Annotated in this window: 22 protein-coding genes; 16 read left to right on the forward strand and 6 right to left on the reverse strand. The window is 68.3% G+C overall.

Going from position 1 to position 24747, the window contains the following annotated elements; translation table 11 throughout:
- The first annotated feature begins 78 nt into the window (after positions 1–78).
- From HUA74_RS22915 to HUA74_RS22940, 6 genes are all read left to right on the forward strand, one after another.
- Positions 79–2157 (forward strand): M36 family metallopeptidase, encoded by a 2079-nt coding sequence (locus tag HUA74_RS22915; protein WP_174456211.1) that lies wholly within the window; start codon positions 79–81, stop codon positions 2155–2157.
- 156 nt (positions 2158–2313) lie between these two features.
- Positions 2314–3747: a S28 family serine protease gene (locus tag HUA74_RS22920; protein ID WP_174456212.1), complete on the forward strand. Its 1434-nt coding sequence runs from the start codon at positions 2314–2316 to the stop codon at positions 3745–3747.
- A gap of 142 nt (positions 3748–3889) precedes the next feature.
- Positions 3890–5038, forward strand: coding sequence for an AAA family ATPase (locus HUA74_RS22925; protein ID WP_174456213.1), 1149 nt, complete (start codon positions 3890–3892; stop codon positions 5036–5038).
- 45 nt (positions 5039–5083) lie between these two features.
- On the forward strand, positions 5084–5977 hold the full coding sequence (gene truB / locus HUA74_RS22930; protein WP_174456214.1) for a tRNA pseudouridine(55) synthase TruB: 894 nt from the start codon (positions 5084–5086) through the stop codon (positions 5975–5977).
- A gap of 43 nt (positions 5978–6020) precedes the next feature.
- Entirely contained in the window at positions 6021–6644 is a 624-nt protein-coding gene (locus HUA74_RS22935) for a GNAT family N-acetyltransferase (protein ID WP_141648926.1), read from the forward strand.
- Positions 6645–6873: 229 nt separating this feature from the next.
- Positions 6874–8325 carry a hypothetical protein gene (locus HUA74_RS22940; protein WP_174456215.1) on the forward strand — a complete coding sequence of 484 codons (1452 nt, stop codon included), beginning with the start codon at positions 6874–6876 and terminating at the stop codon, positions 8323–8325.
- Between the two features lie 599 nt (positions 8326–8924).
- On the opposite strand, the gene tkt is transcribed toward HUA74_RS22940, so the two are convergent.
- From tkt to HUA74_RS22955, 3 genes are all read right to left on the reverse strand, one after another.
- Positions 8925–10985 carry a transketolase gene (gene tkt / locus HUA74_RS22945; RefSeq protein ID WP_174456216.1) on the reverse strand — a complete coding sequence of 687 codons (2061 nt, stop codon included), beginning with the start codon at positions 10983–10985 and terminating at the stop codon, positions 8925–8927.
- Between the two features lie 149 nt (positions 10986–11134).
- Positions 11135–12343, reverse strand: a complete 1209-nt coding sequence (locus HUA74_RS22950) for a VWA domain-containing protein (RefSeq protein WP_174456217.1) — start codon at positions 12341–12343, stop codon at positions 11135–11137.
- Positions 12344–12346: 3 nt separating this feature from the next.
- Complete coding sequence (locus tag HUA74_RS22955) at positions 12347–13195, reverse strand: MoxR family ATPase (protein WP_141647660.1); 849 nt, start codon at positions 13193–13195, stop codon at positions 12347–12349.
- A 198-nt stretch (positions 13196–13393) separates the two neighbouring features.
- On the opposite strand from HUA74_RS22955, the gene HUA74_RS22960 reads away from it, so the two are divergent.
- The 3 genes from HUA74_RS22960 to HUA74_RS22970 all read left to right on the forward strand — a co-directional run bounded on the left by HUA74_RS22960 (position 13394) and on the right by HUA74_RS22970 (position 15617).
- Complete coding sequence (locus HUA74_RS22960; RefSeq protein ID WP_174456218.1) at positions 13394–13570, forward strand: hypothetical protein; 177 nt, start codon at positions 13394–13396, stop codon at positions 13568–13570.
- 161 nt (positions 13571–13731) lie between these two features.
- Entirely contained in the window at positions 13732–14352 is a 621-nt protein-coding gene (locus HUA74_RS22965; RefSeq protein WP_174456219.1) for a vegetative protein, read from the forward strand.
- Between the two features lie 743 nt (positions 14353–15095).
- Entirely contained in the window at positions 15096–15617 is a 522-nt protein-coding gene (locus HUA74_RS22970) for a hypothetical protein (protein ID WP_174456220.1), read from the forward strand.
- A 198-nt stretch (positions 15618–15815) separates the two neighbouring features.
- Here HUA74_RS22970 and HUA74_RS22975 read toward each other — a convergent pair whose 3' ends face one another.
- Positions 15816–17513, reverse strand: a complete 1698-nt coding sequence (locus HUA74_RS22975; RefSeq protein ID WP_174456221.1) for an MASE1 domain-containing protein — start codon at positions 17511–17513, stop codon at positions 15816–15818.
- 529 nt (positions 17514–18042) lie between these two features.
- Between HUA74_RS22975 and HUA74_RS22980 the strand changes: the two genes are divergently transcribed.
- From HUA74_RS22980 to HUA74_RS22990, 3 genes are all read left to right on the forward strand, one after another.
- Positions 18043–19155, forward strand: coding sequence for a 3-oxoacyl-ACP synthase III family protein (locus HUA74_RS22980; protein ID WP_141647657.1), 1113 nt, complete (start codon positions 18043–18045; stop codon positions 19153–19155).
- 40 nt (positions 19156–19195) lie between these two features.
- Positions 19196–19813 carry a DUF2378 family protein gene (locus HUA74_RS22985; protein ID WP_141647656.1) on the forward strand — a complete coding sequence of 206 codons (618 nt, stop codon included), beginning with the start codon at positions 19196–19198 and terminating at the stop codon, positions 19811–19813.
- 131 nt (positions 19814–19944) lie between these two features.
- On the forward strand, positions 19945–20529 hold the full coding sequence (locus HUA74_RS22990) for a hypothetical protein (RefSeq protein WP_246137691.1): 585 nt from the start codon (positions 19945–19947) through the stop codon (positions 20527–20529).
- Between the two features lie 70 nt (positions 20530–20599).
- Here HUA74_RS22990 and HUA74_RS22995 read toward each other — a convergent pair whose 3' ends face one another.
- Positions 20600–21250 carry a hypothetical protein gene (locus tag HUA74_RS22995; RefSeq protein ID WP_254625182.1) on the reverse strand — a complete coding sequence of 217 codons (651 nt, stop codon included), beginning with the start codon at positions 21248–21250 and terminating at the stop codon, positions 20600–20602.
- A 107-nt stretch (positions 21251–21357) separates the two neighbouring features.
- Here HUA74_RS22995 and HUA74_RS23000 point away from each other — a divergent pair, with 107 nt between their 5' ends.
- Together HUA74_RS23000 and HUA74_RS23005 are read left to right on the forward strand one after the other, a co-directional pair.
- Complete coding sequence (locus HUA74_RS23000; RefSeq protein ID WP_174456222.1) at positions 21358–21816, forward strand: MarR family winged helix-turn-helix transcriptional regulator; 459 nt, start codon at positions 21358–21360, stop codon at positions 21814–21816.
- The gene (locus HUA74_RS23005; RefSeq protein ID WP_174456223.1) at positions 21813–22268 is read left to right on the forward strand and encodes a hypothetical protein; all 456 of its coding nucleotides are present in this window, start codon (positions 21813–21815) and stop codon (positions 22266–22268) included. Before HUA74_RS23000 ends, HUA74_RS23005 begins: the two co-directional genes overlap by 4 nt.
- A 4-nt stretch (positions 22269–22272) precedes the next feature.
- On the opposite strand, the gene HUA74_RS23010 is transcribed toward HUA74_RS23005, so the two are convergent.
- Positions 22273–22755 (reverse strand): nuclear transport factor 2 family protein, encoded by a 483-nt coding sequence (locus HUA74_RS23010; protein WP_174456224.1) that lies wholly within the window; start codon positions 22753–22755, stop codon positions 22273–22275.
- A 142-nt stretch (positions 22756–22897) separates the two neighbouring features.
- Here HUA74_RS23010 and def point away from each other — a divergent pair, with 142 nt between their 5' ends.
- Together def and HUA74_RS23020 are read left to right on the forward strand one after the other, a co-directional pair.
- Positions 22898–23407 carry a peptide deformylase gene (gene def / locus HUA74_RS23015; protein WP_174456225.1) on the forward strand — a complete coding sequence of 170 codons (510 nt, stop codon included), beginning with the start codon at positions 22898–22900 and terminating at the stop codon, positions 23405–23407.
- Between the two features lie 17 nt (positions 23408–23424).
- Positions 23425–24126 carry a sterol desaturase family protein gene (locus tag HUA74_RS23020; protein WP_174456226.1) on the forward strand — a complete coding sequence of 234 codons (702 nt, stop codon included), beginning with the start codon at positions 23425–23427 and terminating at the stop codon, positions 24124–24126.
- The last annotated feature ends 621 nt before the right edge of the window (positions 24127–24747 follow it).

A 24747-nucleotide genomic window follows, 5' to 3' on the forward strand; every position in this document is an offset into this window, starting at 1 on the left:
TTGAGTCAGGTCGACGGGCCGTGTCCTTGTTCCGCGTGACGCCCCATCCCGGGGTGGTCCGTGACGCAGGAGCACGACATGTCCCCAAGACACGCCCGACGCTGCCTCTTCCACGCGGTAGCTCTCACGGGGGCGCTGCTGTCCCCCCTCGCCCTGGCCGTGGTGCCGGAGCCCCAGGGAGAGCGGCACCACGACGCGCGCCTCTCCTACAACGCCCGGATGCGCTTCACCTTCGCGCCGACGCAGCAGGCGGCGGAAGCGGCGCTGCGCCAGTCCGTGCCGGAGCTGCGCGTGGAGGTGGATGCGTCCAACGGGCGGGTGCGCTCGCTCATCAACCTGGTGGGCGCGCTCTCGGGTCCCGCGAGCGGAGACGCGCTGGCGGTGGGCCTGGACTTCGTCCAACGACATCGCGAGGCCCTGGGCCTGGAGCTGTCCGACCTGGCCAACCTGGAGGTGACCGACCGCGTCTACTCACGCCTCAGTGGTGCCACGCATTTGTATCTGCGACAGCGATACCGGGACCTGCCCGTCTACAACGCGCAGCTCCAGGTCAACGTGGACCGGGAAGGGCGCGTGCTCGCGGTGCATAGCGACTTCCAGCCCGCGCTGGAGTCCACGCTCTCCAGCGTGGAGCCTCGGATTGGCGCGGCCGACGCGGTGGCGAGCGCGGCGCGGCACCTGGGCCTCCAGGGATTCGCGGCGCCCCGCGAGCTGAAGGCCGAGCCCGGTCCCACGCGGCGCACTCGCGTGGAGGCGCGGGGGCTGTCGAGCGAGCCCATCGACGCGTCGCTGGCGGTGCTGCCGCTGCGTCGTGGAGAGTCGCGTCTGGTCTGGCGCTTCCAGGTCCACACGCTGGATGCCCGGCACGCCTTTGACTTGACGGTGGACGCGGGCACGGGCGAGGTCTGGACGCGCTTCGACTGGGTGGCGGGGGATTCGTACCGCGTGTACCCGAGGCCCGCCGAGAGCCCGCACCACGTCACGCCGGTTCCTCCCGCGGATGGGCGCACGCTCGTCACCAACCCCGCCCACTCGCTGGCCTCGCCCTTCGGCTGGCATGACACCAACGGAGTCACGGGCGCCGAGTTCCTCGCCCCCCGCGGCAACAACGTCCACGCCTACGAGGACCGGGACAACAATGGCCAGCCGCCCGCGAGCGACCCGAACTGCGGCGCCGGGCTGGCGTGCGACTTCGCCATCAACCTGACGGGCGCGCCGAGCACGTACTTCGCCGCCGCGGTCGCCAACCTCTTCTACTGGAACAACCTCGTCCACGACGTGCAGTACCAGTACGGCTTCGACGAGCTGGCCGGCAACTTCCAGGTCAACAACCATGCCCGAGGCGGGCTCGGCAATGACGACGTGCGCGCCGAGGCGCAGGACAGTGGTGGCGTCGACAACGCCAACTTCCTCACGCCTCCGGATGGCTTCCGCCCGCGCATGCAGATGTACCTCTGGACGGCGCCCACGCCGGACAAGGATGGCGACCTGGACAGCGGCGTCATCGTCCACGAGTACGGCCACGGCATCTCCAACCGCCTCGTCGGCGGCCCCAGCAACGTGTCGTGCCTGACCAACCGGCAGCAGCCGGGCGAGGGCCTCAGCGACTTCCTGGCGCTCGTCTACACCGCGCGCGCGTCGGACACTGGCCCCCAGGGACGTGGCATCGGGACGTACGTGCTGAACCAGGCCATCACCGGCCCGGGCCTTCGCACCCAGCGCTACAGCACGTCCGCGCTCGTCAACACCTGGACCTTCGAGAGCATCAACACGATGACCGTCCCGCACGGCGTGGGCTCCGTGTTCGCCCAGGCGCTGTGGGAGGTGTACTGGGCGCTGGTGACGCAGTGGGGCTTCAGCACGGACCTCTACGACGCCACGGGCAACGCGGGGAACCAGCGCATGCTGCTGTACTTCACCGAGGGTCTGAAGCGCACCGCCTGCAACCCCACCTTCCTCCAGACACGCGACGGCATCATCAGCGCCGCCACCACCCTGCATGGTGGGGAAGATGTCTGCCGGATGTGGAACGCGTTCGCCGCCATCGGCCTGGGCTCCAACGCGACGAATGCCGTCGACTCCGCCAGGAATGGCTTCGCCGTGCCCCCCTCGTGCGGCCTCATCCTGGGCCGTCCGGAGACGCCACCCGCCCCGTAGCCACGCCGTCCCGCCGGAGGACCTCTCCCGAGGTCCTTCGGTGCTCCACACCCGGAGTGTATTTTCATGGGTAGCCTATAATTCTCGAATTGTGAGAATGTCCGGGCTGGTTCCTGACTGAACCCGAGTGACGTTGTTCATCGAGAGGAGCGGGACATGTGGGGAGTGACGTATCGGTTTCGAGGCGTGGTGGGGGCGCTGGCGGTATCGCTGCTGGCGGCCTGTGGCGACACGTCGGAGGCGGGACGCGACGGCGCGCCTTCGGGAGAGACGCTGTCGGAGGCGCGAGCCATCGACGATGACATCCGCGCGCGGCTGGAGGCGCTCCCGGGCGTCACGATTCTGGGGGACGAGCAGATTGATGACTTTCGCTTCTTCACGCTCGACTTCGAGCAACCCGCGGACCACCGCCATCCGGAGGGGGAGAAGTTCCTTCAGCGCATGACGCTGTTCCACCGCTCGGTGACGGCGCCGATGGTCATCGACACGGAGGGCGCGGAAATCTTCGCGGAGCCCATCGCCGCGGAGCCGGTGGACCTCTTGAAGGGCAACCAGGTGACGGTGGAGCACCGCTTCTACGGCACGTCGACGCCGGCCTCGCGTGACTGGAAGCTCCTGGATGTCTGGCAGTCCGCGGCGGACGCGCACCGCGTGGTGGAGGTCTTCAAGACGATTTACGGCGCGCGCTGGCTGTCCACGGGGGTGTTCCGGGGCGGCACGGCGGCCCTCCTTCACCGCTACTTCTTTCCGAACGACGTGGAGGCAACGATTCCCTACGCGGAGCGGCACAGCCTGGGGTTGCAGGATGTCCGCACGCCGCACTTCCTGGCCACCGTGGGCGACGCGACGTGCCGCGACAGGTTGAAGGCGGTGCAGCGGGCGGCGCTGGAGCGGCGCGAGGAGCTGACGCCGCTGCTGGCGGCGCAGGTGGAGTGGGGCTTCACCTTCGAGACGCTGGGCGTGGACAAGGCGTTTGAGTTCAGCGTGGTGCGGCTGCCGTTCAACTTCTGGGAGTACATGGGGCTGGCACCGTACGACTGCGACACGATTCCGGAGCCCACGGTGTCGGCCGAGGAGCTGTTCGCCTTCGTGGACCTGGTGGCGGGCCCCGCGTACACCTTCTCAGACCAGTCGCTGTACAGCGCGATTGAGCCGGAGAGCTACCAGTGCGCCACGGAGCTGGGCGCGCCGCTGTTCCCGGAGTTGGAGCTGCGTCCGCTGCTGCGCTACCCGGGCGGGCAGGTGCCCACGGCGCTGCCTCCCGCGGGCGTGGTGAAGGTCTACAACCCGGTGCCGCTGCTCAAGCTGGAGCTGTGGACGCGGCTGCACGCCCGGCGCGTGCTCATCGTCGACGGCGCGCTGAGCCCGTGGAGTGCCTCGGCCTTCGGCGTGAGCTCCAGGAATGACTCGTACCGCATCGTGGACCCGGCGGGCATCGGCTTCTACGGGACGCTGACCGCGCTGCCCGAGCCGCAGCGCACCTTCTACTTCGAGCGGCTGGCCGAATGGGCGGATGCGCCGGTGCACGTGCCCGCTGTCACCGCGGGCAAGCTGAGCCGGAGCTACGAGAAGCTGCTGCGTCGTCGGTAGTCGTCGCGCCGGCTGAAGGACCCGAGGGGCACGTGTCCACGTGGTGTGCTCCCTCGGGTGGAGTGCCCGGTCCGTCGCGAGTGTGACGGACCACCAGAGCACCGTTGCGGTGGGAGGTGGGCGAGCTAGGGTGGGGTGCTCGATGCCCATCCAGCGCTTGCGGATTTCCGGATACCGCTCGGTGCGTCAGCTCTCCCTGGAGCTGGGCCCGGTGAATGTCATTGTCGGAGCCAACGGCAGTGGCAAGACGAACCTGTACCGCGCGCTGTACCTGTTGGTGGCGGCGTCGGAGGGGAGGCTCGCGCGAACCCTGGCGGAAGAGGGCGGCACGCCGAGCGTGTTGTGGGCGGGTTCGCGGGGCGCGAAGCAGCCGGTGCGGCTGACGGTGCAGGTGGAGATGGGCGAGCTGGCGTACGAGCTGAGCTGCGGCATCGTCCCCAACCTCCCGCGCTCCACGGACCCCTTCAAGCTGGACCCGGAGGTGAAGTCGGAGCACCTGTGGGCCTGGTCCGGGGGGCGCAAGGTGGTGCTGATGGAGCGCAAGGACCGCACGGCCTTCATGCGGGACGCCGACGGGAAGCGGGTGACGTTTCCCACGCAGCTCTGGAACTCGGAGTCGGTGCTGGACCAGTTGGGCGAGCCACACCGTTTCCCGCGCTTGTCGGAGGTGCAGCGCACGTTCTCCGCGTGGCGCTTCTATCACCACTTCCGCACGGACCCGGACGCGGCCATGCGGCATCCGCGCGTGGGCGTGAGGACGCCGGTGCTGGCGCATGACGGCGCGGACCTGGCGGCGGCGCTGCTGACCATCCTCCAGATTGGGGACACGCGCGGTCTGGAGCAGGGCATCGACGATGCGTTCCCGGGAGCTCGGCTGGAGGTCCAGTCCAGTGAAGGGCGCTTCAGTCTGTTCATGCACATGCCGGGGTTGAGCCGGCCCATGGCCGCGACCGAGCTGTCCGATGGAACGTTGCGCTACCTCTGCTTGCTGGCGGCGCTCTTGAGTCCGCGCCCTCCGCCGTTCCTCGCGTTGAACGAGCCGGAGACGAGCCTGCATCCGGACCTGTTGGAGCCCCTGGGGCGGCTCGTGCTGAGGGCGGCGAGGGACAGCCAGGTCTGGGTGACGACGCACGCGGAGCCCCTGGCGCGCACGGTGGCGCAGGCCTCACGCTGTTCGCCTGTGTATCTGGTGAAGCGGGACGGAGCCACGCAGGTGGAGGGAGCCCTGGATGGCGATTCCTCCGACTTCGTCGAGGAAGAAGAAGAGGAAGAAGAGGACCGGGGTGGTTGAGCACGTCGCGGAGTCCATGACGCGTGTTCTCCATCGGGAGCCCGCATGACGCCGGGCCTCTACAGTGTGCACAAGCCGGTGGGGCCCACGAGCTTCTCGGTGGTGCAGTCCTTCCTGGAGGAGGCGCGGGCCGTGCCGGGCAAGCGCCTGCCGATATGCCACGGTGGGACGTTGGACCCGTTCGCGGAAGGGCTGCTCCTGGTGCTGGTGGGGCAGACGACGCGGCTGTTCGAGCTGCTGCACGCGGTGCCCAAGACGTACGAAGCGGACGTGGTCTGGGGCACGGAGACGGACACGGGAGACCTGCACGGCAAGCCCGTGCTCCAGGGGGACGTGGCTCGACTGACGCCCGGGTTGCTCGACGCCGCGCTCGCGCCCTTCGTGGGCTGGCACGAGCAGGTGCCGCCGGCCACGAGCGCGAAGAAGGTGGGAGGAGAGCCCGCGTATCGCAAGGCCCACCGGGGCGAGGTGGTGGAGCTGCCGCCCTCTCGCGTGTACCTGCACTCGGCCCGGTGGCTCTCGCACGAGCTGCCGCGCACCAGTCGCCTGACGCTGACCTGTCGAGGGGGCTACTACGTCCGCTCACTCGCGAGGGACGTGGGGCGTGCGCTCGGTTGTGGCGCGCACCTGTCCACGCTGCGGCGCACGGCGATAGGCCCGTGGAGCGACCCTGCGCCCGGGACACGCGTGGGCTCACAGGGCCGGGCGCTGCTGCCCTGGGCGCGGGTGCGTCCCCTCACGGACCTGGAGGTGGGCGAGCTGCGTCGCGAGCGGTCCATCCCCCTGAGCGGCACGCTGCCTCCGGACTGGCGCCTGCCGGCGGGCTTCCCGGACCCCGCGGCCCCGGTGCGAGGCTTCCATCAGGGCCGGCTCACGTTCCTGCTGCGCGAGCGTGAGGGCGCGCTGTGGAGTGACACGGAGCTGAGAGGCGGCCTGTAACGAAGGGGTGCCGCGAGCCTTCGCGCCCACTACCTTCTCGCGCATGTCCCTCGACATCGAGATTCAGGAGCTGACGCCGAAGCTGTGGCCGGCGCTCGAGACGCTGTTCGGGAAGAACGGCGCATGCGCGGGCTGCTGGTGCATGTTCTGGCGGCTGGAAGAAGGCGAGCGCTTCGCTGACGTGAAGGGCGCGCCCGCGAAGCAGCGGATGAAGGCGCTGGTGGACGAGGGCAAGGCCCAGGGCCTGCTGGCCTTCGTGGACGGACACCCCGTGGGCTGGCTCACGCTGGGGCCGCGCCGGAGCTTCCCGCGCCTGGACCGCGCACCGAGCCTCCGGTGTGACGACGCGGACGACGTCTGGTCCGTGCCCTGCTTCTTCATCCACAAGGACTTCCGGGGCCAGGGCGTCGCCACGGTGCTGCTGAAGGCCGCGCTGGACGTGATGCGTCAGCGGGGCGCGCGCACCGTGGAGGGATATCCCGTGAAACCTCCCAAGGGGTCCGCGCGTACATCCAATGCGTCCGCGTACACGGGCACGGTGCCGTTCTTTGAAAAACAGGGGTTCGAGCTCGTGGCCGAGCGGCCTCAGGGCAAGCAGCGCGTGCGCAAGGCCCTGGCCTCGCCGGCGCGCGCGCCGCGTCGAGCCGCGAGCAAGCGGATCCGGTGACTCCAGTCACCACTTCGGGGGATCCGGTGACTGTGGTCACCACCTGGGGGGCCTTCCCCCTGGTGACGACTGTCATCGGTGGTGACAGTTGTCACCACCCCTCGTGGAGGGGCTGTTGTCGCCTAACCCCTTGAATATAGGCCGGAAGTGAAGGTGGGTAACCGGAGGAGATGTGTGGCACGCCGCGAGCAATAGGGGTGCTCACAACGACTTACTTCGGAGAAACCAAATGTCCGTCGCCACCTCCTTCAACTCCGCTCAGAAGACCCTGGCTCGCACCGAGTCGAAGCTCGAGAAGCTGGAGGGCAAGCTGGAGCGCGCGCTGGTCAAGGAGCACCAGCTGCTGAAGGACCTGCGCCACATGATGAAGCACCACACGCCGCACCAGCAGGCGGGCCGTCCGGGTGGCGACAGCTTCGACAAGGGTGGGTGCTTCCCGTCCAAGCCGCTGCCGAACGAGTGGAGCCCGCTGGACCTGGGCGCGCTGAGCGAGACGAACAAGCTGGACCAGACGAAGGGCCCCATCACCGCGGACCAGCTCACCAAGGCCATTCAGCGCGGCACGGGTGACCACGACGGCCAGGCGGCGAAGGGCGAGTACCGCGCGTTCGCGGAGTGGGCGGAGAAGAACCAGGACCGCCTCACGCCCGAGGCGAAGCAGGTGATGGACCGCTTCTCCAAGTTCGCCGCGGAAAGGAAGGCCAACGGCCACCAGGACGGCGACTGGCGGAAGATGATCAATGACATGAAGGGCGTGGGCGACAAGGGCGCGGAGAAGGCGCTCGCGGGCCTGGACAAGCTGCCCAAGCCCATCTCCGGCGATGACATGGCGAAGGCCATCCGCAGCGGCACGAAGGACGCGGACAACAACACCGCGGACGAGCTGAAGGCCTTCCAGGACTGGGCCAAGAAGAACGGCGACAAGCTGTCGCCCGAGGCCAAGGAAGTGATGGGCAAGTTCGAGAAGCACGCGACCAAGGCGATGGCCACGGGCGACAAGGACCTGAGCTCCACCGAGTGGTCCAAGATGATGAAGGACTTCAAGAGCGTGGGCGACGTGAGCGCTCGCGACTCGCTGGCGAAGCTGGACAAGGAGAACGGGCCCATCTCCGGTGAGGACCTGCTCGGCGCCATCAAGCAGGGCGCGGGCGACGCGGACGGCAACTCCACCAAGGAGCTGGCCGAGTTCCAGAAGTGGGCGGCGAAGAACCAGGACCGGCTGACGCCCGAGGCGCAGAAGGTGATGGAGACGTACGAGAAGCACTCGAAGACGGCGGGCCCCAAGGGCCTGGACAAGCCGGGCTTCGACGCGATGGTGAAGGACGCCTCGCAGCACAAGACCTTCCACGACGCGTCCATGCGCACCGCGCTGGAGACGCTGGATGGGAAGAACGGGAAGATCTCCGCCAAGGACCTGACCAACGCCATCAGCAAGGGCGCCGGTGACCTCGACGGCCAGGCCGCCGGGCTGGAGTACGCGGACCTCCAGAAGTGGGCGCGCCAGAACTACGACCGCCTCAGCCCGGACGCGCGCAAGGTGGTGGACACCTACGAGAAGTACGCCACCCAGTCGCTGGCCAAGGGCGAGACGGGTATCGCGAACTCCGACTTCCAGAAGATGGTGAAGGAGATGGAGCAGCTCAGCGTGGTGCGCCCGCCCCCGCGCTTCATCACCGCCTGATTCAAACCTCCAAGGGTCCAGGTGGACGGAAGAGCGCTCCACCACCTGGACCTGACGAAGCACAAGCCAGGCCTCGGTCCGAGAAAGAGGCCTGGGGTGTCCGGGCGGGTGGAGGGGATGGCGCCGGGAGCCGCGGCGCGAGTGCGTGTACCGAGGCTCGGCATGCACGATGCAATGAAGTCAGGGAGTCAGCGGCACCGTGGCACGACGACCGCACCGGGGTGAGGCGGGGACGGGGGGCGAAGGGGTGCGGACTTTTGGGTGGGACGTGGGAGCGACCGGAGCCGGGGGGCTTCGAGTCGGGCAAGGGGCTCCCGTGAACCCACGATGATTTGAGCAACGCGGCTCTCGTGCGGCAACGGGAGTGGCTGTTCGGGCTCCCCGATTTGTTGGGGGATGAGTCGGGGGCCTTTTCTTGATGCGGAGCCTCTCTTCAAGAGGGGCATCGGGTGCTCGGGCTGTTGGGGGATGGCCCGAGTCCCTTTCTTTTGGAAGGACAGTGGCGAGGACTGAAGCAAGAAGGGCCCCGGACCGTTGGGGGATGGTCCGGGGCCCTCGTCTTTTTCAGCGTCGCGCGTCGGGCGCGCGGGTGACGGTGACTACGCCTTGGCCTTGGCCAGCGTGTCCTTGGCCACCTTCACCACGTTGTCGACGGTGAAGCCGAACTTCTGCTGGAGCGCCTTGATGGGGGCGGACGCGCCGAAGCTGCGCATGGCGACGATGCCGCCCTCGAAGCCGACCCAGCGCTCCCAGCCGAACGCCGCGCCCTTCTCCACCGCGACGCGCGCGCGCACGGTGGGAGGCAGCACGCTGTCGCGGTACTCCTGGGACTGGCTCTCGAACAGCTCCCACGAGGGCAGGCTGACGACGCGGGACTTGATGCCCTCGGCCGTGAGCTTGTCGTGGGCGTCCAGGCACAGGGACACCTCGCTGCCGGTGCCGATGAGCACCACCTCCGGCTTGCCGCCCTCCGCGTCCGCCAGCACGTAGCCGCCCTTGGCGACACCAGACGCCGCGCCGTACTTGGTGCGGTCCACGGTGGGCACGGCCTGGCGGGTGAGGACGAGGACGACGGGGTGGCTCTTCTGCTGGCCGATGACCCGCCACGCCTCGACGACTTCGTTGGCGTCGGCGGGACGCAGCACGATGAGGCCGGGGATGGCGCGCAGGCTGGCGAGCTGCTCCACGGGCTGGTGCGTGGGGCCGTCCTCGCCCAGGCCGATGGAGTCGTGCGTGAAGATGTGCAGCGCGGGCAGCTCCATCAGCGAGGACAGGCGGATGGCGGGGCGCTCGTACTCACTGAAGATGAGGAACGTGGCGCCGTAGCCGCGCACCTTGCTCAGGCACAGGCCGTTGACGATGGAGCCCATCGCGTGCTCGCGCACGCCGAAGTGGATGTTGCGGCCGGCGTGCTCGCCGGGCTTCATGGACTCGGAGCCGGTGATGTACGTCTTCGTGGACGGGTTGAGGTCTGCCGAGCCGCCCACCAGCCACGGGTAGTGCTTCGCGACGGCGTTGAGCACCTTGCCGCTGGACTCGCGGGTGGCCATGCCCTTGGCGTCGGTGGGGAACGTCGGCAGCTCGGAGTCCCAGCCCTTGGGGGCTTCACGGCGCTGCATGCGCGTCAGCTCGTCGGCCAGCTCGGGGAACTGCTTCTGGTACTCGACGAAGCGCGCATCCCACGCCTCGCGCAGCTTCTTGCCGCGGGCGCCCATGCGGTCCTGGAAGCGCTCGCGCACGCCCTCGGGGACCAGGAACTTGGCGTCCTCGGGCCAGCCGTAGTTGCGCTTGGTGCCCTTGATTTCCTCGTCGCCGAGCGGCTCGCCGTGAGCCTTGGACGACCCCTGGAGCTTGGGGGCGCCGTAGGCAATCTGGGTGGTGACGATGATGAGGGTGGGCTTGCCCCGCAGCGTCTTGAAGGTGTGGAGGGCCTCGCCCAGGACGGTCAAATCGTTGGCGTCCGGCACGCGCAGCACGCGCCAGCCGTAGCCCTCGAAGCGGCGGCCCACGTCCTCGGTGAAGGCCAGGTCGGTGCTGCCGTCGATGGAGATGTGGTTGGAGTCGTAGAGCCAGCAGAGGTTGGGCAGCTGGAGGTGGCCGGCGATGGACGCGGCCTCGGACGCGACGCCTTCCATGAGGTCGCCGTCGCCGCAGATGGCGTAGACGTCATGGGAGAACATCTCGAAGCCGGGCTTGTTGAAGTGGCCGGCGAGCCAGCGGCTGGCGATGGCCATGCCCACGCTGTTGGCCACGCCCTGGCCCAGGGGACCCGTGGTGGTCTCCACCCCGCTGGTCCACCGGTACTCGGGGTGGCCGGGGGTGGCGGAGTCCAGCTGGCGGAACTTCTGGATGTCCTCGAGCGAGACGCTGAGGGCGTCCTCGACCTTGTAGTCGCGGGTGACGCGCTTGACGCCGGCCAGGTGGAGCAGCGCGTACAGCAGCATGGACGCGTGGCCGTTGGAGAGGATGAACCTGTCGCGGTCCGGCCAGATGGGGTGGGACGGGTCATACCGGAGCTCTTGCTGCCAGAGCTGGTAGGCGACGGGGGCCAGGGACATGGGCGCCCCCGGGTGGCCCGAGTGGGCTTGCTGTACCGCATCCATGGCCAGGGTGCGGATGGTGTTGATGCTCAGCACGTCCTGCTGATTGTCGGTCGTCATAAGGTCCTCGTGCTCCGGGCTCACGCGCGGCGCACCATGCCGTAACTGACGCCGGGGCGCCGCACGAAACGAGCGCCCCTGGCCGCCCGCAGTCCTTCAGTCCACGGGCCCCGGGAATTCCCCGCCCCGGAGGGGGGAGGCGAGCGACTTCAGCGCCGCGCCGCCGCGCCCTTCACGGTGCGTCCGCGAGTCAGGTGGGCCACCGCCTCACCCAGTCCCTCCACGGTGAGGGAGAACATGGGGAACACCTGGGCAATCATCGCGATGGAGCCCGAGCGCCAGGAGCCCATCGGCTCCGGGTTGAGCCACACGTTGCGCTCGAAGTGCTGGGCCAGCTGCATCAGCCACGTCAGCCCTTCCTGTCCGTCCGCCTTGTAGCGCCCCTCGGCGTCCGTGCGGATGGCCAGCTCGTACGGCGCCATGGACGCATCGCCCACCAGGACGAGCTTGTGGTGCCGTCCCACCTGCGCCACCAGCTCCGGCACCGTCATGCCGCCGGTGAGCTGGGGCGTGGCGTAGAGCTTTCCGTAGACGCAGTTGTGAAAGTAATACGTTCGCAATTCCTTGAAGTGCGTGGCCTGGCTCGCGACGGAGAACAGCCGGCTCATCACCGCGGCGTAAGGGTCCATGGAGCCGCCCACGTCCATGGCCAGCACCACGCGGGTGTTGGGCCTGCGCGGAGGCCGCGTCACCACCTCCAGCTCCCCCGCGTTGCGAGCGGTGGCGGAGATGCTCTCGTCGATGTCCAGCTCGTCCGGCGCTCCGTCTCGAGCGAACGCGCGCAGCTTGCGCAGCGCCACGGCCATCTGCCGCGTGTCGAGCACCAGGTCGTCGCGATACCCCGCGTACTTGCGTGCCCCCGCCTGCATCATCGCCATGCCCTGCTTGCCGCCGGCCTTGCCCCCCACGCGCATGCCGCCGCGCGAGAAGCCGTTGTTGCCGAACGGTGACGTGCCGCCGGTGCCAATCCACCGGTTGCCGCCGTCGTGGCGTTCCTTCTGTTCGCGAAGGCGCTCCTCGAACAGGCGACGAATCTCCTCGGGGTCCAGCGCCTCCAGGAGCGCCATCTCCTCGGGCGTCAGCTGGGGCCGCTCGCGCGCCTCCTCCAGCCAGGACATCAGCTCCTGCGTCAGCTCCAGGCCCGCGGTCTCCACGCCCTGGAAGTGGGAGAGGAACGCCTGGTCGAACGAGTCGAGCTGCGTCTCCGAGTGGACCAGGAGCGCGCGCGCCACGTGGTAGAAGCCGTCGAGGCTGCTGTCATGGAGGCCCGCCTTCAGGGCTCCCGCCAGGGCGAGCGCCTCCTGCGCGCCCACCTTCACGCCCCGTCGCCGCAGCTCGTAGAAGAATGGCAGGAACATGGCTCAGGCCCGTGAGCGCCGACCGCGTCCGAAGGCCTCGGCCACGGAGACCAGGTCCTGCTCCTTCTTCAGCAGGGCGCCGAGGAACGGCAGGTTCTCGTCCAGCTTCAAGTCGTTGATGCCCTGGGCCTTGAGCACGGCAATCCAGTCGATGAGCTCGCTGGTGGAGGGGCGCTTGCGCAGGCGGGTGAAGCCGCGCAGCTCGTAGAAGACCTTGAGGACCTGGTCGGTGAGCGCGGCGTCGAGCCCCGGGTGGTGCACGTCGACGATGCGGCGCATCAGCTCCGCGTCGGGGAAGTCGATGAAGTGGAACACGCAGCGGCGCAGGAACGCGTCCGGCAGCTCCTTCTCGTTGTTGGACGTAATCACGACGATGGGGCGGTGTTTCGCGGCCACCTCGTCGTTCGTCTCGGTGACGCGGAAGCGCATCCGGTCCAACTCGTGGAGCAGGTCGTTGGGGAACTCGAGGTCCGCCTTGTCGACCTCGTCGATGAGCAACACGACGCGCTCGGGGGCGGAGAACGCCTCGCCCAGGGGGCCCATGCGGATGTATCGGCGGATGTCTCGCACGTCGCCGTCGCCGAAGCGCGAGTCATACAGGCGCTGCACGGTGTCGTAGACGTACAGGCCGTCCTGCGCGCGGGTGGTGCTCTTCACGTGCCAGGTGAGCAGCTTGTGGCCCAGGGCCTGGGCGATGGCCTCCGCCAGCAGCGTCTTGCCGGTGCCCGGCTCGCCCTTCACCAGCAGGGGGCGCTGGAGGGTGAGGGCACAGTTGACGGCGGCCTGGAGGCCCTCGTGGGTCAGGTAGGAATCGGTGCCTCGGAAGCGGACGGAAGGAGGGGCCGGAGTCATGTCCCGGCTCCTTTAACATCCACGACGTCGCCGCGGGGGCTCGGGTCCATCCCTGGGAGGGGGCTGCTCGGCGGGCCGCTGTCCCTCCCTCCGGGGCACGTCAGACCCTTTACCTATTCTCGTTCGTATCCCAGCAAGGCCAAGGAATGCGGTGGGTCGCGTTCTTGGTGGGAATCCGAGTGCTTGGAGGCATCCGTCGTGGGTCACCCGTTCGTCGTCACGGTGTTGTTTGTGTGGGCGCTCTCCTCGATGGTGCGCTCGTGCCCGACGGCGACCGCCCTGCTGTCCGAGCGCCCCGTGACGGTGGAGACCCAGGCCTCGGTGATGCCCAAGCCGGTGGTGGAGACGGTGCCGTCGCCTCATGTTCCAGGCTGATACGTCTGTTTCAGGATGGCCCCCGGGTCTGAGACTTCTGCTCGGAGCAGGACCCTGGGGAGGGGGTTGGGGCTGAAAATCGCTCGGGGGATGACCGTTGGCGCGCGTCGTGCAGCGGATTTCCCGCCGATAACCCAGGACGGCGTATATCCTCCCGTCACATGTCCATTGCGAACGAGCTTGGAGAGATGTTCCGGCGCGAGCTGCAGTCCCAGCTAGTGCCTTTGCAGCAGGCGGTGAATCGGTTGGAGGAGGGCCTTGAGGCCCTGGACATGCTGCGTTCAGTGACGTTCCGCCTGGCGCCGCTGACCAGCCGGTTGGGTGCGCTGGCGGGAGTGCGTCCCGCGGCGACGACGCGGCAGGCGGCGGTGTTGCCGGCGCCGGCGGTGAAGCGTGGCAAGCCGGGACGTCGTCCCACGGCGCAGGTGGAGTTGCCGTTGGTGGCGACGCGAGCTGCGGCGGCGAAGGCGCCGGTTGCGGTGGCGCGTGGAGCGAAGACGGCGGATGGCTCGCGTTCGTGCGCCATCATCGGGTGCAAGCGCCCCAGCCGTTCGAAGGGGTATTGCTCGGCGCACTACCAGAAGCTGCGGTTGCTGATGCGCACGGACCGTCGTCCGACGGCGTGGGTGGATGACGCCCGGCCGCAGTCGGTGCAGGACGTGAAGCTGCCGCGCGGTCGTGCGGCGAGCAAGGCGCTGCAGGAGTCCCAGCCGGTGGCCGCGAAGCGTGGCGCGTCCCGGTCCAAGACGGCGGCGCGTGGCAAGAAGGGCAGGATGGCGTAGCTGAGCGGAGTCGCGGAAGGCTCGCGCTCCACTCGCTGTCCATTCGAGGTGGGCTCCTGAAGTGAGGGAGCCCGCCGCCCCGTTCGAGTGTCCCTGAGGAGGGCCGCTGCGCGAGGCGTGTATCCAGGCCGTGAGTTTTTCCGGTCCGTGGGGCCTGTTCCACAATGAATGACGGAGCCAAGGCCACGCGGGTCGCGCCCGTCCATGCGATGCGGCTGTGTCCTGAGTCAGTCCACTCCCGCCCCGAATGGAGGCGAGGCTGCATGGCTCGCGTCCGTCCAGACGACGCGGTTGTGTCCTGATGCGTCCACCCCAGGCTCAAGCGGAGGCGAGGCCGCATGGCTCGCGTCCGTCCATGTGACGCGGCCGTGCCCTGAGGCGTCCACCCAGGCTCAAGCGGAGCCGAGGCCGCGCGGGTCGCGTCCGTCCATGCGACGCGGCCGTGTTCTGAGGCGGTCCACCCCCAGCCCGAGCGGAGGCGTGCTCGCAAGCACGACGCCCGACAGGCCCACCGACGTCCTGAGCCGCGAGCCGCCCTGTGAGGCGATGTGCTCGGGTGCAAGGGAGAGGACGCGAATGGGTGTGTCGCGCTCCTGCCCTGCGAGCCGGCGTGTGCCGAACACCCCGGGAAGCCCCTGTTTCTTCAGGGCGGGAGAGCGTCGTCCAGGCGGGCGTGTGGATGGCGGACAGCGGGGCGCGCGCTCCCGTTGACAGTAAGGGTCCCGTGATGGGATTCGGGCGCCATGAGTGAGCAAGGCTATCCAGTCACCGTGGCGGTGCGGCGCCCTGATGGGCGAGTGGAACAGGTGCGAGTCGGCACGGCGTTCAAGAATGAAGAAGGCTTCACGCTGAGGATGGGCGAGCTGTCCATCGGCGGAACGCCGGATGCGGCGTCGGCGGCGCCTCGTCGCGCGGCGGCGCCCAGTGGCGGCGGTGGTGGCGGCGGGGACGGAATGGTCTTCCCGAACTACGGCCGCAGCAAGGGCGCGCCGGTCGCGGGCGCGAGCATGCAGGACCTCGAGTTCTATGCGAACGGCGCGCGCCGCTCGCTGAACGACCCGAGCAAGTCGCGCTGGCACGACAAGGAGCGCCAGTTGCTGAGCGCCATCGAGGCGGAGATGGCCCGGCAGCAGGGTGGTGGCGGTGGTGGTGGCAACGAGGGCTACGGCAATCGTGGGGGCGGGGACGGCTACGGCAGCCGTGGAGGTGGCGGCTACCAGGATGACGTTCCGCCGCCGAGCGATGACGACAACATCCCGTTCTGAAGTGAAGTGACGGGTGCCCTGTCACGGGGCGCTCGTGAGTCGGGACACGGACACCGTGCGCGACACGGTGTCCGGACCGGCTCGCAAGCAGGAGTACGGAGGCGTGAGGACGTCCGCGCCGTGCGCAGGGCCGTCGAGCAGGAGCGCGGTGCGCCCCGGTGGCCTGGTCTCACGACGACAACGTGGACCGCCACTCACTCAGGCCGCGGCCTGGGGTGCACTGGCGCACGGGAGCCACACGGTGAAGGTGGTGCCCTGGCCGACGGCGCTGTCGACGGTGACCTCTCCGTGGTGTCCATCGACGATGCGGCGGACGATGGCGAGTCCCAGTCCGGTGCCACTGGCGCGAGTGGTGAAGAAGGGCTCGAAGATGCGCTGTTGGACCTCGGGAGCAATCCCGTGCCCGGTGTCGGAGATGGTGAGCCGGGCGTGAAGAGTCCCAGAGCGCGTCTCCGGCTCGATGCGAGTGACGAGGCTGCCGCCCGAGGGCATGGCCTGCACGGCATTGGTGAACAGGTTGGTGAGGGCGACGTGGAGCAGGTGGGCATCCAGGTCGATGGGAGGCAGCGGCTCGTCCAGGGTCCGCGAGACGTTGATGCCCGAGGGCCCCGAGCGCAGTGAGGCACTCAAGGCGCCCTCCACCACGGGGCCGAGCGCCTGGGTCCGCAGTCGTGGCTCCATGGGGCGGGTGAAGTCGAGCAGGTCATTGACGATGAGGTCCAGGCGCTGGACTTCCTCATCCATGATGACCAGCAAGGTGCCCGCGGGCCCATGGGCCGTCTGGGGCGCGAGTCGGCGGATGGCGGCGAGCGCGTTGGAGATGGCGCCCAGGGGATTGCGGACCTCGTGGGCCACGGTGGCGCTCAGCTCTCCGAGGGCGGCCATGCGCTCGCGTCGCACGAGGGTGGCCTGGGTGGCGGCGAGCGTCTGCAGGGACTGGCGCAGCTCCTGGTTGAGGTGGCTCACTTCTTCCTGGGCGCGACGGCGCTCGCTGAGGGCGCTTGCGAGGAGCAGTCCGGACACACTGGCCACGGCGAGGAAGGACTGGAGGAAGGTGAGGCTGTCGTTGTGCCAGGCGAACTGGGCGAAGGGGCCGTTGCCGTGGGCGGTGTGCCAGAGGGCGAGCGAGGACATCACCGCGGTGGCCATGGTGGTGCCCCGGGCCTCGAAGCGCAGGGCGGCCCAGAGCAGGAAGGGGAAGGACAGGTAGGTGACGGGGTGGAAGGTGGCGGGAGGCGCGGCGGTGGGCGGCATGCTGAACACCCACTGGGTGGTCACGCCGAGCAGCAGCAGCAGGGCCGCCAGCTCCAGCCGTCGTTGCCGGTTCCACCCGTCGAGTCCCCGTGAGAGCCAGGTGAGCAGCAGGGGCGCCACCAGCAGCACGCCCATGGCGTTGCCCACCCAGAACACCCGCCACGAGGGCCAGAAGTCACTGGGGGCCAGGCGCAGATCCGACAGCATCATCCCCATGCCCAGGGTCGCGCTGATGAGCGTGCTACCGAGGGCGGCCAGTCCCACCAGTCCCAGCACGTCCCGCACGCGGTCCATCGCCGGGTGGAGTCGTACCAGTCGCCGCAGGAGCACGGCGCCCACCATGGCCTCGAGCAGGTTGCCGGCGGCGATGACGAAGCTGGTGGAGGTGATGGGTCCGTGGGAGTCGCCGACGACGAGCGGCTCCACGAGGATGGCGGCGAGGGCGAGCAGCGGCCACTCCCGGTGTCGCGTGAGCAGGAGCCCCACGAGCGCCACGCCGCTGGGGGGCCACATGGCGGAGACCAACTCGGGAGGGAAGGCCAGCACCGCGCCCAGCCGCACGCCGAGCGCATAGGTCGCGGTGAAGAGCACGAGCCGGAGGAGGGGCTGCCAGCGACGGGGATAGGACTTGAACGAGGGCACGTCCCATTCGTCGGGCCTCGCTCGGGACATGCGTCGCGACGAGGCGGTGGGTTCCGACGCCTTTCGGTCGACGGAGACTGGCATGGGCCTGCCTGCGCCGGGAAGCACCCGACCTCCTGGATGCGGACGGCTTCCGGCTCGGTCTGGAAATCAGGAGACCTCCACGCGCGTAGCAGTGGGGTGGGTCCAGGATGTCTCGGCACTCAGAGTACGCAATCACTTGCAATACAGGGGTTTCCCTGAGGTCACCGCCGCTTTGAGTGGAGCATCCGCGCACGGAAAGTAAATGTATCGCCGGGCTTGCTTCGGATTTGGTGCGAAACGCTTCATTTTTGAAGCACGGGCCTCCTCTCAGTAAATCCGTGGGATTGCTGAGTCGGATGTGCGCAAGAAGCTTCAAGACTGAAGCTGCTTCCGACGCGGTGCACCGTCATTTCAAGGGCTTCGTTTCTGGCGTGAATCCTGCTCGACAGAACAGGCCAGGGAATCCCTCCCATCCGGCGTGGCGGTGAAAAGACGAGGCCATGAAATGACACCCAATGTCTGTGTCGTCGGAGCCGGGGCTTTCGTTCCATCGCGTCGGGTGAGCAATGCGCGCATCGCCCGGGCCATCCCTGGGTGGCCCGCGGAGCGCATCGAGGAGAAGCTGGGCATTCGTGAGCGGCGCTTCCTCTGGGACATCGACGAGGCGACGGGACGCGCGGTGCCTCCGCCGGAGGATGACGGCCACATCTACCCCGCGACGAACACGGACATGTGCGAGGTGGCGTTGCGCAAGGCGCTGACGGGCGCGGGCGTGGAGGCGGGGGAGCTGGACGCGCTCTTCGTCGTCACGTGTACGCCGGACGCGCCGCACTTCAACCATGACGCCATGCAGCTGCACCACCGGCTGGGGCTGCGGGAGGACGCCTTCGCGTTGGTGGTGGATGACGGGTGTGGTGGCACGACGTACGTGTTGGACCTGGTGAAGAAGATGATGGACGGGGGCCGCTTCCGCACGGTGGCGGTGGTGGCCTCGGCCTTCACGTCGCCGCTGGTGAACCGGGAGGTGTACCTGGACGAGCTGCCTCCGGGGCCGGGTCGGGCCAAGACGCTCCAGGGCTACCTCTCCATGTACGTGTTCGGGGACGGGGCGGGCGCGGTGGTGCTCCAGACGAAGCAGGACGCGCCGGCGGGGGCGGGCATCCTCGCCTCCTTCTCGGGCAACGCGCATGGGGACCTGGTCATCCGCAAGGGGGGCGGGGTGTTGAAGCTTCCCTACCAGCCAGGGCGGTCGCGTCCGGCGGACATGGCCTTCGTGGTGGATGGGTTTCGCGTGGCGCGCAGCTATCCGGAGTACATGCAGAAGTGCCTGGACACGGTGTTGAATCCCAGACCCGAGCTGAAGGGTGAGGTGAAGCGGTACTACTTTCACCAACCCAACAAGCGGGTGATGGATGCCTTCGTGTCGCGCGCGGGGCTTTCGCCCGAGACTGTCGCTTGCAATGTTGACTTGTATGGAAATACGTCGGCGGCGGGGATGCTCATCCTGCTGGCGGAGGACCTGGAGGCGGGTCGCGTTCGACTGGGTGCGGGGGACATTGTGTTGGTGGCGGCCGTTGGAGCGAATATCCACTACGGCGCGCAGTTGATTCGGCTGTAAACTTCGAGTGCCTCCTTCCCCCCCGTGGAGACACCGTTTGATGACAGACATGAAGCAGAAGTCGGACGTGCTCGAGCCCCACCTCGCGCGCGAGTTGGAGGAGCGAGTCTCGTTGGCGACGCGCGAAGACACCGCGCGCGGATTGTTTTTCAATGGCGTGCTTGGCGCGGTGAAGGTGCTTGGTGGCGAAAGCGCGGTACAGCAGTGCCTCGCCGTCGCGGGAGAAAAGAAGTACGTCGATTTCTTCAACTACCCGGTGGCGGCGTTCCTGCGGCTGTCTTTCACGGCGGCGCAGGTGATGGGACCGCAGCTCGGTGGGTTCGACCCGGCGTTGCGGAGGATGGGCGTACAGGCGACGTCGGACTTCCTGTCCTCGGCGGCGGGCAAGACGCTGCTGTTGTTGGCCGGGAACAGCCCGAAGCGGATGCTGGGCAACCTGCACTCGGGCTACCGGGCGGCGGTGAGCTACGGTGAGCGCGGCGTGACGTGGACGAGCGATACGAGTGGCGTCTTCACGATGAAGCGCGACTTCATGACGCCGGCCTATCACGAGGGTGTGCTCCAGGCGGTCATCGAGGCGATGGGCGGAACGCAGGTGCACGTGAGCGGCAAGAAGACGGGGCCGCTCGACGCCGAGTACACGCTGTCCTGGCAGTAGCAGCGGCCTCCAGGCGCGCGCGGTACGGAGGGGCCGTGCGCGCCAGGGGCTCATGGGCCAACGGGTAGAGGCTGTCGGCGGGCAGGGCCCCGGATGCGTGCGGGCTCCAGGACTCTCAAGAGGAGGAACCTATGTCGCGGTGGCACGGTGGTGCGGTGGTGCTGGGTGCGTGGGTGATGCTGGCGGGAGTCCCCGAGGCGCGAGCGGCGGAGGAGGTCTACCAGTTCCGCACGCAGGAGGACCCGACGAAGCCCCCGGACGCGGCGGTGTGCGCGGCGGCGCCGTTCGAGACGACGGTGAAGCTGGGCGCGAGCATCTACGTGCCGAAGAGCCGCGAGCGCGACGGCAAGTGGGTGAGCCGGGGAGAGAAGAGCGTGGGGTCGGCGACGGCGTGCCTGCGAATCACCGACACGCGCTTTCCGGCGGGGCAGCAGATACCGGCGCACATGCGTTTCAATCTGCCGGAAGGGAGCTTCACGGCCTCTGGGACGTGCACGCTCGTGAGCAACGACGTGCCGGTGGCGGGGCTCGTGCTGGCGGGGTGTGCGCTGAAGCTGGTGGAGGCGCCGAGCGGCTACGCGGGCGGCACGGTGTCGAGCACCAGTGTGTTCAACCCTGGGAAGCTGCCTGGCTATGCGACGGGCTCGAACTACACGCTCTACGTGTACCGGGCCGAGGCCCCGAAGGCCGCCGGAGCCAAGGCCCCCGCGCCCTGAGCCGTCCGCGCCCCCGCGTGCGTCGAGAGTGCCGGGTTGGGCCCCTTGAGAGGCAAGGGTCCACCCTTCGTCACAGTCGGACGGGGGTGTACCAGGGCTCTCGGCGGTGCGAGGCGGCGGTGCGGACCGGGTCGGGTGGCTGGGGGACGCTGGTGTAGTGGAGGCGATGGCCGCGCGGCAGCGTCTTCCAGTACGTCACATTCCAGGGAGTGAGCGCCTCGCCGCGCTTCGACTCGGGAACGGGGCGGTTTCCATCGCCGAGCTCCTCGTGGAAGCGAAACTCCGCCTCGGCGATGTCGAGACTCAGGGCTTCGATGACCCAGGACTCCGGGGCGTCGTTGACGCTGGGCTCCTCGCCGGCGTTGACGTAGCGGCTCCAGTCGGGCCGGGCCTGGGTCTCCCAGAGCGCACCTCCCGAGGGCGTGAGTTCATAGACCTGGATGGAGCGGGGACGGGGCTGGAGGATGGCCTGGGAAATCGCCTCGGGGGTGAAGAGCTCCTCCATGCCGTCCGGGTGTTCGTGGATGCGGATGAGGTCCCGCTCGGCGAGTCCGGCCAGGCGCTCGCACAGCTCCTCGTGGGAGAAGCGAGGGTCATCGCGCATGTTGAGTGAGCCCGCGGGGTCCGGCGACACGAGCAGCTGAAGGGGCGTCGGCAGCTCCAGGGCTGCCTCCAGGAGCCAGAGGTCCAGGATGTCCACGGGCGCGTTCTCGGGGAGCATTCCTGGAGGATAGAGCATCGGGTGGGGGGCTGGGCACGGGTTGGCTGTCGGACGATTCATTTCGTTTTCGGAAATTCCGAAAACGGAGCGGTTGTTAGAGAAGCGCCATGAAGAGGCTCCGATTCGTCCTGGAAGTGCACCGGGCCACCCACCGCATCGGCCTGTTCCTGGAGGCGGTCGAGCCTCCCTTGGGGCTCTCGCAGGGGGAGGCCCACCTCTTGGCGTACTTGTTGGAAGCGGGGGACACCTCGCTGAGCGAGCTGCACGCGGCCTTCGCGCACAAGCGCTCCACACTGACCAGCTACATGGACCGGTTGGAAGCGAAGCGTCTGGTGAAGCGGGAGGCGAGGCCCGAGGACCGTCGCTCGTTCCAGGTATTGCTGACGGGAGCGGGCCGGGCGTTGGCCACGCGGGTCCACCGCCGGCTGGAAGTCCTGGAGGCCGCGGTGCTGGAGCGGCTGGGCGACGAGGATGTGGAGGGCCTGACGACGGGGCTCGAGGCGCTCGCCGAGGTGGACCATGTGGCCCGCCCGGAGCGCAAGTCGAAGCCGAAGGTGAAGCAGTGAGCGTGGAAGGGGGCGACCTGGGGGACGCGGACTTTCTCGCGGCGGTGGAGGCGGCCACCTATCCGGGAGAGCGGTTCCGTCACCGGGAGCATCTGCGGCTGGCCTGGCTGTGCCTGCGCGCGGAAGGCTTCGAGGCGGGGCTGGCGCGGCTGCGCGACCTCATCCGGCGCTACGCCACGACGCTCGGGGCGGCGGGCAAGTATCACGAGACGCTGACCCGGGGCTGGGCGGAGCTCGTCCAGGGGGCGATGGACGCGTCACCGGGGAGCGCGTCCCTGGAGGCCTTGTTGGAGACGACCCCGGAGCTGGCCGACGCGAAGCTGTTGGCGAGGCACTACCAGAAGGAGACGCTGGACTCGGCCGAGGCACGAGCTTCCTGGGTGGCACCTGACGTGAAACCGCTGCGAGCAGGAGCCGCCGTTCGAGGAATGGGAGGGAGCGCGCTCCGGTAGAGGGTCAGGGGCCCGTGAGGTTGTGGTCGCGCATGTACTTGTCCAGGGTGCGTCGGGCCTGGGTGCGGACCTTGTTCCGGAGGAAGGGCGTCCAGCCGAGGATGAGCCCCGTGGGCCCGAGTGCCTGACGAGACCAGGTCCAGAAGTCGAAGCGGTCTTGATGGCGGACAATCTTCCCGTCGCGGAACTCGAACTCCGCGTCGATGCGGTTGAGGACTTTCCGGCCGGTGGTGGCGAAGGTGTAGAGGGCATCCCAGTGGGCGCGACCGGTGCGGTCATCGGCCTGGACGTCGCGGTAGGTGACCTGCAGGTCCTTGCCGCGCTCGCAGAGCATGGTCCACATGGCGGTGGTGCTCCCGTGGCGCAGGCCAATGAAGACGGAGTCGGAGAACTCCACGTCCGGGTGGTAGCAGGCGTTCATGGCCTTCGAGTCACGGCGCTGGAACGCCGAGTAGAAGTCGACGATGAGCTGGGAGTGCGGATTCATGCGGGGAGGTCTACCAGACCTGTGCTCGCCCATGCTGGGGCGTCCCGGGAGTTTTCGGGGGGGGACGGCCGAGGTGGCGAAGACCTCATCTGGAGCCTTCCGGCGTGGCACCGGGTGGGGGGCACATGGCAAATTGCGCCCCATGGCTCGCGACATCGTCATCTGGCCGCACAAGGTCCTCACCTCGCCCACGAAGCCCGTGACGGACTTCGGTCCCTCGCTCCAGACGATCCTGGAGGAGATGGCCGAATCCATGAAGGAAGCCGAAGGCATCGGCATCGCCGCCAATCAGGTGGGCGTGTCGCTGCGCGTGGCCCTGGTGGGGCGTGAGGACGGGACGTCCTTCGAAATCGTCAACCCACAAATCCTGGAGCGGAAGGAGAACGTCACGTTGGAGGAGGGCTGCCTCTCCGTCCCGCGTGAGTGGGAGAAGTGCCCGCGGTTCCACCGGGTCAAGGTCCGCTACCAGGACAGGACGGGGGAGTGGCACGAGGTGGAGGCGGAAGGGCGCCTGGCGCACGTCCTCCAGCACGAAATCGACCACCTGGATGGCCACGTCTTCGTGGACCACCTCTCCGGGCTGAAGCGCACGCTCATCCTGGACAAGATGAAGAAGCTTCAGAAGACGAAGGCTCGGCAGAAGGACAGCTGAGCGGCTCGGGAGGGAACGTGGCGCCTGGCACCATTCCCGAGCGGGTGACGGCCTTCCGCGAGAAGTACCGCGGTGAGCATGTCGGTCCCCGCTACTCTGGCCGGGCGCACTTCGCCTTCACGAGTCTGGGCTCGCTGGGCGTCATCCTCCTGGCGCTCTCTCGAGTAGAGGCGGTGCGTCCCTGGGAGTGGCTGACGGTTCCCGGGGTCTTCCTGCTGGGGAACGTGGTGGAGTTCCTGGGGCACCGAGGTCCCATGCACCACAAGAGGAGGGGGTTGGGGCTGCTCTTCCAGCGGCACACCGAGCAACACCACCGCTTCTTCACCCACGACGCCCTGGCCTACGAGTCCTCCCGGGACGTGAAGATGGTGCTCTTCCCGCCGGTGTTGCTCCTCTTCTTCCTGGGAGCTGTCGCCGCGCCGCTGGGAGTGCTCACCTTCCTGGTGTCGACGCGGAACGTGGGCTGGCTCTTCGTGGCGTCGACGGTGGGCTACTACCTCTCTTACGAGTGGCTCCACTTCTGCCACCACCTGCCGCCCGAGCACCGACTGGCCCGACTCCGGCCGCTGGGCTGGCTTCGCAGGCACCACCAGGCGCACCACGACCCCTCGAAGATGGGGCGCTGGAACTTCAACATCACCGTTCCGCTCTCGGACTGGTTGTTCGGGACGCTGGCCTCGCCCCCAACGTCGGAGGGCGGGCGGAGGGCCGACCCCTGAGGCCGAGGAAGCCTTCCTGGGGCGTCGGGGGTTCACGAAATGCGGTTCGGTGGATAAATCCTGCGGACCGATCATCCGGTATTTGACGGACGACAGGTGACGAGGTACTAACTGGACCCCTGCTCGACGCCTTGGTGCCCCGGCACCTGACGGCGAACGGACGGGGGAAGTAAATGGTCGACGAAGGTTGTTGACCTGGGACGCGGCGGTGATAGAAGCCGCGCCCCCTGGCCGAAACGGTGATCGCGGTAACCCACCGGGGCGGACGCAGGAAAAAAGACGGAGCCAACCAAATAGGTTGATCCGGGGTGCGGTGGTGATAGAAGCCGCCCTCCCGAAAGAAACAGCGGAAGCCACTGGGCGGCGCTGGAGACTTCGGGAAGCAGCAGAGAAGAAAAGCGAAACTGGGTGGTTGACAGGGAGCGCGAAGATGAAATAGAAGAGGCGCCCCGCTGACGCCGGAAAGAAGTAGAAGGCGGCAGCAAGGTAGCAGGAAGTCGCGGATGAAACAAGCGGCTCGGTCTTTGAAAACCAAATAGCAAGCCCAAGAAGAAGAGAAGGATTGCGGAAACCGCAGTCAATCTTTGAGAAGGCACCAGCAAGGGAGCGCTGAGAAGCGCA

It is taken from the genome of Myxococcus sp. CA051A (assembly GCF_013336705.1).
GTDB classification, from domain to species: domain Bacteria; phylum Myxococcota; class Myxococcia; order Myxococcales; family Myxococcaceae; genus Myxococcus; species Myxococcus llanfairpwllgwyngyllgogerychwyrndrobwllllantysiliogogogochensis.